Here is a 12,989-nt window from a genome sequence, read left to right as displayed (position 1 = left end):
CCGACGCCAAACGCCCCCGACGGCCAGGCCGTCGGGGGCGTTTCACTTGCCCATGCTGCTCGGGCGGGGCCTATTTCCAGAAATCGCGGATCGAGGCGATGCCTTGGGCGCCCACGGCGCGCGCGTGGTGGGCATCATGGCGGGTCATGCCACCCAGCGCGAAGACCGGCATGCCGGCGTGCTCCACCAGCTGCTGGAAGTCATGCCAGCCGATGGGGGGCACCTCGGGATGCGAGGGCGTAGTGCGCAGCGGCGAGAGGGTCACGAAATCGCAGCCGATGCGGCGCGCATGATCCAGCTGCCGGCGATCATGGGTCGAGGCGGAGAGCCACTTGGCCTCGGCCACCGGGCGGCGCTCCAGGCTCATCAGGCGATCGCTGGTCAGGTGGATGCCGTCGGCGTCCACCGCCTCGAGCAGCGACGGCTCGCCGTTGAGCACCAGCCGTGCGCCCCGGGCCCGGCAGAGCTCGAGGGCCTGCTCGGCGCGGCTCAGGTAGTCCGCCTCGCCCAGCGACTTGGCCCGCAGCTGCACCAGGCGCACGCCATCCTCGTCGAGGGCGCGCGTGAGACACTCCTGGAAGCGCGATTCGTCGGCCTCCTCGCCGGTGATCAGGTACTCCGTCGGCAGCATCACCGCCCGCAGGATCGGCAGGTTCGCCGCCGGGAAGGGGTAGTTCACCAGCTCGCTCATGGGTACCCAGCGCACGGCCTGCCCCTCGCGGCCGAACGGCTCGCCGGCGAAGTCGTGCACCTGCCAGACATCCAGCAGGATGTGCTTGTCGGAATACTCATGGTGGATGCGGATCAGCGGCTGGGCGCGCCGGATCTCCACGCCCAGCTCCTCGTGGAGCTCGCGCTTGAGCGCTTCCAGGCCGGTCTCGTAGGGTGCCAGCTTGCCGCCGGGAAACTCCCAGAGGCCGCCATGATCGACGTTGGAGGGACGACGGGCGAGCAGCACCTCGCGGCCGTCGGCACTGATGATGGCGGCCGCCGCCACGTGCACCCTTCTCTTCACCATTGCGTTCATTGACTCCTACCCGCTGTTCCACGCGGCCTAGGCGCCGCGTGGGGTTTCTGTCTGACTGCCGACCGAAGGGTTCGGTCAGCTACGATAGTCGGCGTTGATGCTCACGTAGTCGTGGGAGAGGTCCGAGGTCCAGACCGTCGCTTCCTGCTCCCCGCGACCGAGGGCGATGCGGATCTCGATCTCCTCGAGGGCCATCACCGCGCTGCCGGCCTCCTCGGAATAACCGGGGGCGCGACCGCCGTGCTCGACCAGGCGGACCTCGCCCAGGTCGATGGTGACGCGGTCGACGTCGAAGTCCTCGACGGGCGCGCGCCCCACCGCGGCGAGGATGCGCCCCCAGTTGGCATCGGAGGCGTAGAGGGCCGTCTTGACCAGCGGCGAGTGCGCCACGGTGAAGGCCACGTCCAGCGCCTCCTGGCGGCTGCGCGCCTGCTCGACGCGCAGGGTGACGAACTTGGTCGCCCCCTCGCCGTCGCGGATCACCGCCTGGGCGAGCTCGGTCATCACCAGAAGGAGCCCCTCGCGGAAGCGCGCGAGGGCCTCGCCGTCGACCACCGCCGCGCCGCGCCCGGTGGCGATCAGCAGGCAGGCGTCGTTGGTCGAGGTGTCGCTGTCCACGGTGATGCAGTTGAAGGAGCGCTCCACCGCCTCGCGCAGCAGCCGGTCGAGCAGCGACTGCTCGATGGCGGCATCGGTGGCCACGAAGGCGAGCATGGTGGCCATGTCGGGGCGGATCATGCCCGAGCCCTTGGCGATGCCGTTGATGGTCACCGTCGCCTCGCCCAGCGCGAGGGTGACGCTGGCGCCCTTGGTCCGGGTGTCGGTGGTGAGGATGCCCTCGCCCGCCTCGCGCCAGGCATCGGGCCCGTCGTCGAGGGTCTGCACCGCGCCGGGCAGGCCGGCGAGCAGGCGCTCCATGGGCAGCGGCTCGCCGATCACCCCGGTGGAGAACGGCAGCACGCTCGCTTCCTCCACCCCGGCCAGCCGCGCGAGCTCCGCGCAGGTGGCCCGGGCATCACTGAGCCCCGTCGCACCGGTGCCGGCATTGGCATTGCCGGTGTTGATCACCAGGTAGCGCGCGCCCTCGCCGCGCGCCGCACAGGCGGCGAGATGCTCGCGGGCCACCGTCACCGGCGCCGCGCAGAAGGCGTTGCGAGTGAAGGTCCCCGCTACCCGGGCCCCGTCGGGGACCTCGATCACCACCAGGTCGCGTCGACCGGGCTTCTTGATGCCGGCCATGGCGGTGCCCAGCCGCAGCCCCTCGATCACCGGCATCTCCGGAAAACGTGTCTCGCCCACTGCCATCGCTTCGTCTCCTCTGTCGGCCGGGACCCGCCCGGCCTTCGCCTCAGTCCCTCAGCTCAGCTTGCCGCAGCACTGCTTGAACTTCTTGCCCGACCCGCAGGGGCAGGGGTCGTTGCGGCCCACCTTGGGGCCCTCGCGGCGCAGCGGGCGGCCATCGGCGCCCGGTGCCGGGGCACCCGGCGCCTCGCCGCCCCCGGCACCGGCCAGGGCAGGCTCCTCATGACGGCTCGCCGCCGACGCCTTCTCCCGCTCCAGCGCCTCGCGACGCTGGCGCTCGAGCGCCTCGACCTCCTCGGGACGGCGCACCTGGACGTGGCTCAGGATGCGCGTCACGTCGGCCTTGATGTTGGTCAGCAGGTGCTGGAACAGCTCGAAGGACTCGCGCTTGTACTCCTGCTTGGGGTTCTTCTGGGCGTAGCCCCGCAGGTGGATCCCGCGGCGCAGGTGATCCATGGACTGCAGGTGCTCCTTCCAGCGGGTATCGAGCACCTGTAGCATCGCCTGCTTCTCGAAGCGACGCATCAGCGTCTCGCCGGCCTCGGCGACCTTGGCCGCATAGGCCTCGCGGTGCATGGTCTGCAGCCGCTCGCGCAGCTGCTCCTCGTGGAAGCGCTCGTCCTGCTCGGCCCACTCGACGACCGGGGCGTCCAGGTTGAACTCGCTCTTGAGGTGATCCTGGAGACCGGCCAGGTCCCACTGCTCGGGCAGGCTCTGGGGCGGCACGAACTCGCTGATGGCGAGGTCCAGCACCTCCTCGCGAATGCCGGCGACGTTCTCGGAGACGTCCTCGGCGGCGAGGATCTCGTTACGCTGCTCGTAGATCACGCGCCGCTGGTCGTTGGCCACGTCGTCGTACTCGAGCAGCTGCTTGCGGATATCGAAGTTACGCCCCTCGACCTTCTTCTGGGCCCGCTCGACGGCGTTGGAGACCATCTTGTGCTCGATCGCCTCGCCGCGCTCCAGCCCCAGCGCCTGCATCAGCCGCTGGACCCGGTCGGAGCCGAACAGCCGCATCAGGTTGTCTTCCAGCGACAGGAAGAAGCGCGTCGAGCCCGGGTCGCCCTGGCGGCCGGCACGCCCGCGCAGCTGGTTGTCGATGCGCCGGGATTCGTGGCGCTCGGAGCCGACCACGTGCAGGCCGCCGGCCTCGAGCACCGCGTCGTGGCGTGCCTGCCACTCCGCCTTGAGCCGCTCGAGCTCCGCCTCGCCGGGATTGTCCAGCGTGGCCGCCTCGGCCTCCCAGTTGCCGCCGAGCACGATGTCGGTGCCGCGGCCGGCCATGTTGGTGGCGATGGTCACGGCGCCGGGACGACCGGCCTGGGCGATGATCTGCGCCTCGCTCTGGTGCTGCTTGGCGTTGAGGACGTTGAAGGCCATGTCGGCGCGCTTCATCAGCTCGGCCAGGTACTCGCTGGTCTCGATGGAGGCGGTGCCGACCAGCACCGGTCGACCGGCCTCGGTCTGGGTCTGGACGTCCTCGATGATCGCCTCGAACTTCTCCTCGGCGGTCAGGTAGACCAGGTCGTTGAGATCCTTGCGGACCAGCGGCCGGTTGGTGGGAATCACCACCACGTCCAGGCCGTAGATCTGGCGGAACTCGAAGGCCTCGGTGTCGGCGGTGCCGGTCATGCCCGAGAGCTTCTCGTAGAGGCGGAAGTAGTTCTGGAAGGTGGTCGAGGCGAGCGTCTGGCTCTCGCGCTGGACCGTCACCCCCTCCTTGGCCTCCACCGCCTGGTGCAGGCCCTCGGACCAGCGCCGCCCCGGCATGCTGCGGCCGGTGTGCTCGTCGACGATCACCACCTGGCCATCCTTGACGATGTAGTCGACGTCGCGGTGGTAGAGGTGGCGGGCGCGCAGCGCCGAATGCATGTGCTGCAGCAGGTTGAGGTTCTGGGCCGCGTAGAGGGAGTCGGCCTCGCCGAGCAGCCCCTGCTCGCGCATCAGCGCCTCGACCTTGTGGTGACCGCCCTCGGTGAGCTCCACCTGCTTCTGCTTCTCGTCGAGGGTGAAGTCGCCGCTCTCGGGGTCCTCCTCGTCGCTGCACTGCTCGAGGTGGTGGGCCAGCCGGTCGACCACCTGGTAGAGCTCGGTGTTCTCGTCCACCGCGCCGGAGATGATCAGCGGGGTCCGCGCCTCGTCGATGAGGATCGAGTCAACCTCGTCGATGATCGCGAAGTGCAGGTCGCGCTGCACCTTCTCTTCCAGCGAGAAGGCCATGTTGTCGCGCAGGTAGTCGAAGCCGAACTCGTTGTTGGTGCCGTAGGTGATGTCGCAGGCGTAGGCGTGGCGCTTCTCCTCAGGGGTCTGGCCGGCGTAGATGACGCCCACCGAGAGCCCCAGGTATTCGTAGAGAGGACGCATCCACTCGGCGTCGCGGCGGGCCAGGTAGTCGTTGACCGTGACCACGTGCACGCCCTTGCCGGGCAGCGCATTGAGGTAGACGGCCAGGGTCGCCACCAGGGTCTTGCCCTCGCCGGTCTTCATCTCGGCGATGCGCCCGCTGTGCAGGGTCAGGCCGCCGACCATCTGCACGTCGAAATGGCGCATGCCCATGACGCGGCGGCTGGCCTCGCGGACCGTGGCGAAGGCCTCCGGCAGCAGCGCATCGAGGGACTCGCCGCCCTCTAGGCGTTCGCGGAACTGCTCGGTGCGGCCCTTGAGGGCGGCCTCGTCGAGCGCCTGGTGGTCGGCTTCCAGGGCGGTCACGTCCGCGACCTGGCGGTTCATGCGCTTGACGTCGCGGTCGTTCTTCGAGCCGACGACCTTGCGTAACAGGTTATTGATCATGAAGGATCCAGTGGCTGCGTATGATGTCGCATCGCGGGCAGGGGCCCGCGACCTCTCCGGGACGGTGGCTCAACAGCGCGTGGGAGGGCCACGACGCGACAGGACGTCGTGGGCGGCCACCGGAAGCGAGGGAGGCGCGGGACGCCAGCGACGACGGCGCGCGGCCGGCGGCCAGCCAAGGCGACGGCGGACCCAGCGCCCCAGGGCACGACGGCGCGCCTGGAGGCGGGAGCGCACCCGCAGCAGCACGGGCACCAGCAGGCTGACCTGGGCGGCCCGCTCCACGGGACGCAGGGAGTCCAGCTGGGCGAGGCCCGCCGGCAACAGGCACCCCACCAGCAGACCGGCCAGCCACCAGCGCGTCGCGCGGCGCATGCGCCGCGAGCCCTGAGGCGCGGCGCCGTTGTCGGTGATGGCGGGCATGCTGTCGAGGGCCTCCGGTGCGTGCTAGGCTCTGGCTGATCAGGGGCCGCCTGGATCATGGCGGCCGACGGATAACGTCAGGGCTTCGACCCCGAGAATCAAGCCGATGAGTATAAAGGTTAAGCGGTTCCGCGCACAGCCCATGTCCCGCCTGCTGGAGGGTCGCGGCGAGCTGGGCGCCCTGATGCGCATGGCCACCCTGGTCGAACGCGCCCAGTCCCACCTGCGCGACCACCTGCCCGAGGAGATGCGCGAGCACCTCTTCGTCGGCGGCTTTCACCAGGGGAAGCTGGCGCTGATCACCGACCGCGCGGTGTGGCTGACCCGGCTGCGCTACGAGCAGCCGAGGCTGCTCGGCCTGCTGCATCAGCTGCCGGGCTTCGAGGCAGTCACCGGCTTCAGCCTCAAGGTGCGCCCCGTGCGCCCGACCCGGCCGCCGCTGCGCCAGCCCCGCCACCTGCCGACGAAGGCCGCCGACGAGATCACGAGCTGCGCCGCCGATGTCGACGACCCCGGCCTCAAGCGCGCCCTGGAGCGACTGGCCGCCCACGCCGAGAAATCCTGAGCCGCGACGCGCCCGCCTCGACGCAGACGAAAACGCCGCCATCCTGTCGGATGGCGGCGTTCTGGTGACTGCCGGTGAGGGGCGCGGCCTCAGGCCATGGCGGGCGCCGCGTAGGAGATCGGCGCCTTCTCGGCCTCGCCCTCGAAGGTGACCAGCTCCCAGGCTTCCGGCTGGGCCATCAGCGCACGGCACAGCTGGTTGTTCAGGGCATGGCCCGACTTCACGCCGCGGAACTCGCCGATCAGGCTGTGGCCGAGCTGGTAGAGATCGCCGATGGCGTCGAGCACCTTGTGCTTAACGAACTCGTCGTCGTAGCGCAGGCCGCCCTCGTTCACGATGCGGTAGTCGTCGACCACGATGGCGTTGTCGAGGCTGCCCCCGAGCGCCAGGTTGTTGGCACGCAAGTACTCGAGGTCACGCATGAAGCCGAAGGTCCGCGCCCGGGACACCTCCTTGACGAAGGAAGTGGTGGAGAAGTCCACCATCGCGGTCTGCGACTGCCCCTCGAACACCGGGTGGTCGAAGTCGATGGCGAAGGAGACCTTGAAGCCCTGATGGGGCAGGAAGATCGCCTCCTTGTCGTCCTCGCGCACCGCGATCTCGCGCTTGATGCGGATGAACTTCTTGGCGGCGTTCTGCTCGGCGATGCCCGCCGACTGAATCAGGAACACGAAGGGTCCTGCGCTGCCGTCCATGATCGGCACCTCGGGGGCGCTGACGTCGACGTAGGCGTTGTCGATGCCGAGGCCGGCGAAGGCCGACATCAGGTGCTCGACGGTCGCGACCTTGGCCCCGCCCGCGGAGAGCGCGGTACACAGGGTGGTGTCGGTGACATGCTCGGCGCGCGCCGGGATCTGCACCTCGGGCTCGAGGTCGGTGCGTACGAACACGATCCCGGTGTCGACCGGCGCCGGGCGAAGCGTCAGGTAGACCTTCTTGCCGGAGTGCAGGCCGACGCCGGTGGCGCGGATGACGTTCTTCAGGGTTCGTTGTCTGATCATGGGCAGTCGCCAGGCAGTCATTGGTTATCAAACACCGTTCACTATAACACCGAACGGCCGTTTCAACAAAGAAAGATCACCCGGCGCCCCCTATCCCCGCGATAGGCCGCCTCAATCGGCCTGGCGGCGCAGAAAGGCGGGAATATCGAGATAGTCATCGAGCTCCTGGGACGGACGCTTCTCCGGCTGCGCCTGGGGCCGCGGGGCCTCCTGAGGCTCCGGCTTGGATGCCGTCGCGGCCTGGCCACGGCTGGCGGCCGCCGGCGGACGCTGGCGGTAGCTGCTGGCCTCGGTGCGGCGCGAGGAAGCCTCGCGGGCGGCCGGCTTCTGGGCCTGGCGCCCGTCGAGGCCGGCCGCGACCACGGTCACGCGCAGCTCGTCGGTCATGTCCATGTCGATGGAGGTACCGACCACGATGGTCGCGTCCTGGGAGGCGAACTCCTGGACGGTGGCGCCCACGTCGTTGAACTCGCCGATGGAGAGATCCGGGCCGGCGGTGATGTTGACCAGGATGCCGCGGGCGCCGTGGAGATCGATGTCCTCGAGCAGCGGGCTGCGGATCGCCTTCTCGGCAGCCTCGCGGGCGCGGTTCTCGCCGGTGGCGCCGCCGGTGCCCATCATCGCCATGCCCATCTCGGACATCACGGTGCGCACGTCGGCGAAGTCGACGTTGATGATGCCGGGGCTGGTGATCAGCTCGGCGATACCCTGCACGGCACCGAGCAGCACGTCGTTGGCCGCGCTGAAGGCGGTCAGCAGGGTCGCGCTCTTGCCGAGCACCGAGAGCAGCTTCTCGTTGGGAATGGTGATCAGCGAGTCGACGTGCTCGGAGAGCTCCTTCATCCCCTCCTCGGCGGCACGCATGCGCTTGGGACCCTCGAACGGGAAGGGCCGGGTCACCACGGCGACGGTGAGGATGCCGAGCTCCTTGGCCACCTGCGCGACCACGGGCGCGCCGCCGGTGCCGGTGCCGCCCCCCATGCCGGCGGTGATGAAGACCATGTCGGCCCCACCGAGCAGCTCGGCGATGCGCTCGCGATCCTCCATGGCGGCCTGACGGCCGACATCGGGGTTGGCGCCGGCACCGAGGCCCTTGGTGATCTCGCTGCCGAGCTGGAGCACGGTCTTGGCGGCGACCCGCTTGAGCGCCTGGGCATCGGTATTGGCGCAGATGAACTCGACGCCCTCGATGTTGCTCTCGACCATGTGGTTGACGGCGTTGCCGCCACCGCCCCCGACACCGATGACCTTGATGACTGCACTGCTGGAGGGTGCGCTATCTACCAGTTCGAACATAAGTCCCGTCTCCTGAACCGCGATCGCGGCCCTGTCAGAAATTTCCTTTGAACCAGCCCTTGATCCTTGCCAACGCCGGAGTCCCTTCCCCTGCGTCACGCCGGGTATTGTCGTCACGTCTCGGCTGCGCCGACATGCTACCCCCGGCCCCCTGGCGGCCATGCCCTTGACGGGTTTCCAGTAGAGCGTAATGCAGCAGGCCGACACCCGTCGAATAAATCGGATTGCGCACCACGTCGGCCAGCCCACGCACGTTCTGCGGGCAGGCGATGCGTACCGGCATGTGGAAGATCTCCTCGGCGAGCTCCACCACGCCCTCCATGCGGGCAGTGCCGCCGGTCAGGACCACGCCGGCGGCGACGAGGTCCTCGAAGCCACTGCGCCGCAGCTCGTCGCGCACCAGGGTGAAGAGTTCCTCGTAGCGGGGCTCCACCACCTCGGCCAGCGACTGGCGGGAGAGGTCCCGGGCCGGCCGGTCGCCGACGCTCGGCACCTTGATCATCTCGTCGCTGGCGGCCAGCTGCGTCAGCGCGCAGGCGTACTTGACCTTGATCTCCTCGGCGTGCTGCGTGGGCGTACGCAGGGCCATGGCGATATCGTTGGTGACCTGATCGCCGGCGATGGGAATCACCGCCGTATGGCGAATGGCGCCCTCGGTGAAGACCGCGATGTCGGTGGTGCCGCCGCCGATGTCGACCATGCAGACGCCGAGCTCACGCTCGTCCTCGGTCAGCACCGCATGACTGGAGGCCAGCTGCTCGAGGATGATCGAATCCACCTCGAGCCCGCAGCGCCGCACGCACTTCTCGATGTTCTGGACGGCATTCAGGGCCGCGGTGACCAGATGCACCCGCGCCTCGAGGCGAACCCCGGACATGCCGAGCGGCTCGCGGATGCCGCCCTGGGTATCGATGGCGAATTCCTGGGGCAGGACGTGCAGCACCCGCTGCCCTTCCGAGATGGCGCGGGCCCGGGCGGAGTCGATGACACGATCGATATCGGTGGAGGCGACCTCGCGCTCCTTGATCGCCACCACGCCATCGGAATTCATCGAACTGATATGACTGCCGGCGATGCCGACATAGACCGAGTGGATATCGCAGCCGGCCATCAGCTCGGCCTCTTCCACGGCGCGCTGGATCGACTGCACCGTGGATTCGATATTGATCACCACGCCTTTCTTCATGCCGCGTGACGGATGTGAGCCGATACCGGCGATTTCGATCCCGCCATCGTCGGTGGGCTGACCCACGATCGCCACGACCTTGGATGTTCCGATATCCAGCCCGACTACCATATTGGACGCATTGGATGGACCTGCCATGAGTCGGGAAGTCTCCTAGAACCTGACCCCGAAGGGGAAGATTAATCCTGAAAAGTTAGCCTGGGGCAATTATAGGAACAACATCCCATGTTCCACCAGCCCGATTGTTGAAACACCGGACACGATACGGCGATTTTGCCGCGAAAGAAACACCCGAAATACCCCCCTCATGGGCGAGTTATTCCATCGATTGATCACCCTTCCGTTGCGGACTCGCCCTCGAGCGGTTGGGTTTCGCCATGCCAGGCCACGGCCACGCCGTTGGGATAGCGCAGGTCGATGTAGCGGATATGCGACGCCAGAGGACCCAGCTCGCGCTCCCAGGCGGCGACCAGGCGACCCAGCCGCGAGGCGCGGTCGTTGCGCCCCAGCATCACCCAGACGCCGCTGTCGAGCTGGAAGCGCCAGGCGCCGCGCGGCTCCAGGCGCAGCTGACGCACCTCGAGGCCCAGGGACGCGAACTGCGCGGCGAGCCGGGCCCGGTAGTCCAGGACCTCGGCGCCGCTGCCGGGCGGGCCGGCCAGGTCCGGCAGGTCGTCGGGCGGCGACACCGGACCGGCGGCGAAGGGCTCGCCCTCGGGGTTGAGCAGGCGTCCATCGCTCCAGCGCGCCACCGGCACCTGCTCGACCAGCTCGAAGGTCAGCGCATCGGGCCACTCGCGGCTGACGCGCACCTCCTTCAGCCAGCCGATCTCCCGGGCCTCGCGACGCAGCGCCGCGAGGTCGACGGAGAGCCAGCTCTGGCCCTGGATCAGCGGCGCCAGCCGGCTGCGCAGGTAGTCGGCACTGACATGGGTGAGCTCGCCGCGCACCGAGACCCGCTCGATGGGACGATCCAGCCACACCCACAGGGCCCGCCCCCCGGCGCCCAGCAACAGCGCCAGCAGCAGCACCCCGACGAGGCTTCCACGCGCCGCCATGGGCTAGCGCCGCGCCTCGGCCGTGGCGAGGATGCGCAGCACCAGGGCATCGAAATCGATGCCGGCGTGGGCCGCTGACTGGGGGACCAGGCTGTGGTCGGTCATCCCCGGCACGGTGTTGACCTCGATCAGCCAGAAGCGCCCTGCCCCGTCGCGCATCACGTCGATGCGTCCCCAGCCCTCGGCGCCGATGGCGGCGAAGGCCTCGCGACAGAGCGCGGCGAGCTCGGCCTCCTCGTCGGCGGAGAGCCCGCAGGGCAGGTGGTAGAGCGTGTCGTCGGAGACGTACTTGGCCTCGTAGTCGTAGAAGCCGCCGGGCACCTCGACGCGGATGGCCGGCAGGACCTCGTCGCCGAGCAGCGACACGGTGTATTCCTCTCCCTGGATGAAGCGCTCGGCCATCACCCGGGCATCGAAGCGGGCGGCATCGCGGTAGGCCGCCTCCAGGGCGTCGCGGCTGTCGACGATGCTGATACCGAGGGTCGAGCCCTCGTGCACCGGCTTGACGATCAGCGGCAGCCCGAGCCGCTCGATCACCGCCTGCCAGTCGGCGTCGGGGCCGAGCATCACGCTCTCGGGGGTCGGCAGCCCCAGGGCCTGCCAGACCAGCTTGGTGCGCTGCTTGTCCATGCCCAGCGCCGAGGCCAGCACGCCGCTGCCGGTATAGGGGATGTCGAGCAGCTCTAGCGCCCCCTGCAGGGTGCCGTCCTCGCCGCCGCGGCCGTGCAGGGCGATGAAGACGCGATCCGGCGCCAGCGCCTCGAGGCCCACCAGCCCGCCGTCGGCGGGATCGAAGCCGATGGCGTCCACGCCCTGGCGCTCGAGGGCGGCCAGCACGGCGGCCCCGCTCTTCAAGGACACCTCGCGCTCGGCGGAGGCCCCGCCGAACAGCACCGCCACGCGGCCCATGTCATCGCTCATAGCGTCACCTCGTCGAGATTAAGGGCGGCATCGCTCAGCCGCTGGGCGATGCCGCCCACGTCGCCGGCCCCCTGGGTGATCAGGATATCGTCGGGGCGCAGCACGCGGGCCAGCAGCCCCGGCAGCTCGCTCTTGTCCTGCACGAAGATCGGATCGACCGCGCCGCGCTGGCGGATCGAGCCGGCCAGGGTGCGGCCGTCGGCGCCGGCCAGCGGTGCCTCCCCGGCGCTGTAGACGTCGAGCAGCAGCAGGGTGTCGACCCCGGCCAGCACGCGCACGAAGTCTTCATAGAGGTCGCGGGTGCGCGAGTAGCGGTGCGGCTGGTAGACCATCACCAGGCGCCGGTCGGGCCAGCCCGCCCGGACCGCGTCGATCACCATCTCCACCTCGCGGGGGTGGTGGCCGTAGTCGTCGACCAGCATCACCTGGCCCTCGCCCTCGGGGGCGAGATAGTGGCCGTGCACCTGGAAGCGACGTCCCACGCCCTCGAAGTGCCTGAGCCCGCGCAGGATGGCGTCGTCGGAGACGCCGGCGTCGCTCGCCACCACGATCGCCGCCAGGGCGTTGAGCGCGTTGTGGCGGCCCGGCATGGCCAGGCGCACCTCGAGGGGAGCCAGCCCCTCGGGGCGCACGGCGGTGAAGCGCACCTCGCCGGCCCGCTGGTCGAAGTCCTCGATGCGGTAGTCGGCGTCCTCGCTGAAGCCGTAGGTCACGAAGCGGCGGCTGACCTGGTCGAGCAGGCCGCGCACGTGGGGATCGTCGATGCACAGGATCGCCAGGCCGTAGAACGGCAGGTTGTGCAGGAACTCGATGAAGGTGCCCTTGAGCCGCTCGAAGTCGCCGCCGTAGGTGGCCATGTGGTCGGCATCGATGTTGGTGACGATGGAGACCATGGGCTGCAGGTGCAGGAAGGAGGCATCCGACTCGTCGGCCTCCGCCACCAGGTAGTCGCCCTCGCCCAGCCGCGCATTGGTGCCGGCGCTGGTCAGCTTGCCGCCGATCACGAAGGTGGGATCGAGGCCGCCCTCGCCGAGCAGGGTCGCCGTGAGGCTGGTGGTGGTGGTCTTGCCGTGGGTGCCGGCCACGGCGATGCCGTGGCGAAAGCGCATCAGCTCGGCGAGCATCTCGGCGCGGCGCACCACCGGCACGCGGTGCTCGTGGGCCCAGCGGATCTCGGGGTTGGTCTCGTCCACCGCGGTGGAGACCACCACCACGTCGGCGCCCGCGGCATGCTCGGCGGCGTGCCCCAGGGCCACGCGGATGCCGCACTCTTGCAGGCGGGCCACCACTGGCGAGGCCTTCAGGTCGCTGCCGCTGACCGCGTAGCCCTGATTCGCCAGCACCTCGGCGATGCCGCACATGCCGGCCCCGCCGATGCCGACGAAGTGGATGCGTCGAATCCGGCGCATGCCCAGCCCGC

Annotated in this window: 11 protein-coding genes; 1 reads left to right on the top strand and 10 read right to left on the bottom strand. The window is 69.4% G+C overall.

Annotated elements, in window-relative coordinates; all coding sequences use genetic code 11:
* Positions 1-70: 70 nt before the first annotated feature.
* The 4 genes from C9F13_RS13680 to C9F13_RS13665 all read right to left on the bottom strand — a co-directional run bounded on the left by C9F13_RS13680 (position 71) and on the right by C9F13_RS13665 (position 5,542).
* On the bottom strand, positions 71-1,018 hold the full coding sequence (locus C9F13_RS13680; RefSeq protein WP_108446833.1) for a Nudix family hydrolase: 948 nt from the start codon (positions 1,016-1,018) through the stop codon (positions 71-73).
* Between the two features lie 84 nt (positions 1,019-1,102).
* Positions 1,103-2,332 (bottom strand): bifunctional glutamate N-acetyltransferase/amino-acid acetyltransferase ArgJ, encoded by a 1,230-nt coding sequence (argJ, locus tag C9F13_RS13675; RefSeq protein WP_108446832.1) that lies wholly within the window; start codon positions 2,330-2,332, stop codon positions 1,103-1,105.
* Between the two features lie 51 nt (positions 2,333-2,383).
* Entirely contained in the window at positions 2,384-5,119 is a 2,736-nt protein-coding gene (gene secA, locus C9F13_RS13670; protein ID WP_108446831.1) for a preprotein translocase subunit SecA, read from the bottom strand.
* A 69-nt stretch (positions 5,120-5,188) separates the two neighbouring features.
* Complete coding sequence (locus tag C9F13_RS13665; RefSeq protein WP_108446830.1) at positions 5,189-5,542, bottom strand: hypothetical protein; 354 nt, start codon at positions 5,540-5,542, stop codon at positions 5,189-5,191.
* Between the two features lie 142 nt (positions 5,543-5,684).
* On the opposite strand from C9F13_RS13665, the gene C9F13_RS13660 reads away from it, so the two are divergent.
* Positions 5,685-6,107, top strand: coding sequence for a DUF721 domain-containing protein (locus tag C9F13_RS13660; protein ID WP_108446829.1), 423 nt, complete (start codon positions 5,685-5,687; stop codon positions 6,105-6,107).
* 89 nt (positions 6,108-6,196) lie between these two features.
* Here the strand turns inward: C9F13_RS13660 and lpxC are convergent, their stop codons facing one another.
* From lpxC to murC, 6 genes are all read right to left on the bottom strand, one after another.
* Positions 6,197-7,108, bottom strand: a complete 912-nt coding sequence (gene lpxC / locus C9F13_RS13655; protein ID WP_108446828.1) for a UDP-3-O-acyl-N-acetylglucosamine deacetylase — start codon at positions 7,106-7,108, stop codon at positions 6,197-6,199.
* Positions 7,109-7,219: 111 nt separating this feature from the next.
* Positions 7,220-8,404 (bottom strand): cell division protein FtsZ, encoded by a 1,185-nt coding sequence (ftsZ, locus tag C9F13_RS13650; protein ID WP_108446827.1) that lies wholly within the window; start codon positions 8,402-8,404, stop codon positions 7,220-7,222.
* Between the two features lie 34 nt (positions 8,405-8,438).
* Positions 8,439-9,728, bottom strand: a complete 1,290-nt coding sequence (ftsA, locus tag C9F13_RS13645) for a cell division protein FtsA (protein ID WP_108446826.1) — start codon at positions 9,726-9,728, stop codon at positions 8,439-8,441.
* Positions 9,729-9,922: 194 nt separating this feature from the next.
* Positions 9,923-10,648 carry a cell division protein FtsQ/DivIB gene (locus C9F13_RS13640; protein ID WP_108446825.1) on the bottom strand — a complete coding sequence of 242 codons (726 nt, stop codon included), beginning with the start codon at positions 10,646-10,648 and terminating at the stop codon, positions 9,923-9,925.
* 3 nt (positions 10,649-10,651) lie between these two features.
* Positions 10,652-11,569: a D-alanine--D-alanine ligase gene (locus tag C9F13_RS13635; protein ID WP_108446824.1), complete on the bottom strand. Its 918-nt coding sequence runs from the start codon at positions 11,567-11,569 to the stop codon at positions 10,652-10,654.
* Positions 11,566-12,978: a UDP-N-acetylmuramate--L-alanine ligase gene (gene murC / locus C9F13_RS13630; RefSeq protein ID WP_108446823.1), complete on the bottom strand. Its 1,413-nt coding sequence runs from the start codon at positions 12,976-12,978 to the stop codon at positions 11,566-11,568. Before murC ends, C9F13_RS13635 begins: the two co-directional genes overlap by 4 nt.
* Positions 12,979-12,989 lie beyond the last annotated feature (11 nt).

The sequence above is a fragment of the Halomonas denitrificans genome (assembly GCF_003056305.1).
Classification (GTDB): Bacteria; Pseudomonadota; Gammaproteobacteria; order Pseudomonadales; family Halomonadaceae; genus Halomonas; species Halomonas denitrificans.
The sequence above is the reverse complement of the archived record's forward strand: the minus strand, read 5'-3'. Positions and strand labels throughout refer to the sequence as shown.

Coding starts and splice junctions, on each gene's coding strand:
- murC (WP_108446823.1), bottom strand. CDS start 12,978: ATGCGCCGGATTCGACGCATCCACTTCGTCGGCATCGGCGGGGCCGGC.
- C9F13_RS13635 (WP_108446824.1), bottom strand. CDS start 11,569: ATGAGCGATGACATGGGCCGCGTGGCGGTGCTGTTCGGCGGGGCCTCC.
- ftsZ (WP_108446827.1), bottom strand. CDS start 8,404: ATGTTCGAACTGGTAGATAGCGCACCCTCCAGCAGTGCAGTCATCAAG.
- C9F13_RS13640 (WP_108446825.1), bottom strand. CDS start 10,648: ATGGCGGCGCGTGGAAGCCTCGTCGGGGTGCTGCTGCTGGCGCTGTTG.
- lpxC (WP_108446828.1), bottom strand. CDS start 7,108: ATGATCAGACAACGAACCCTGAAGAACGTCATCCGCGCCACCGGCGTC.
- ftsA (WP_108446826.1), bottom strand. CDS start 9,728: ATGGCAGGTCCATCCAATGCGTCCAATATGGTAGTCGGGCTGGATATC.
- C9F13_RS13665 (WP_108446830.1), bottom strand. CDS start 5,542: ATGCCCGCCATCACCGACAACGGCGCCGCGCCTCAGGGCTCGCGGCGC.
- C9F13_RS13660 (WP_108446829.1), top strand. CDS start 5,685: ATGTCCCGCCTGCTGGAGGGTCGCGGCGAGCTGGGCGCCCTGATGCGC.
- argJ (WP_108446832.1), bottom strand. CDS start 2,332: ATGGCAGTGGGCGAGACACGTTTTCCGGAGATGCCGGTGATCGAGGGG.
- secA (WP_108446831.1), bottom strand. CDS start 5,119: ATGATCAATAACCTGTTACGCAAGGTCGTCGGCTCGAAGAACGACCGC.
- C9F13_RS13680 (WP_108446833.1), bottom strand. CDS start 1,018: ATGGTGAAGAGAAGGGTGCACGTGGCGGCGGCCGCCATCATCAGTGCC.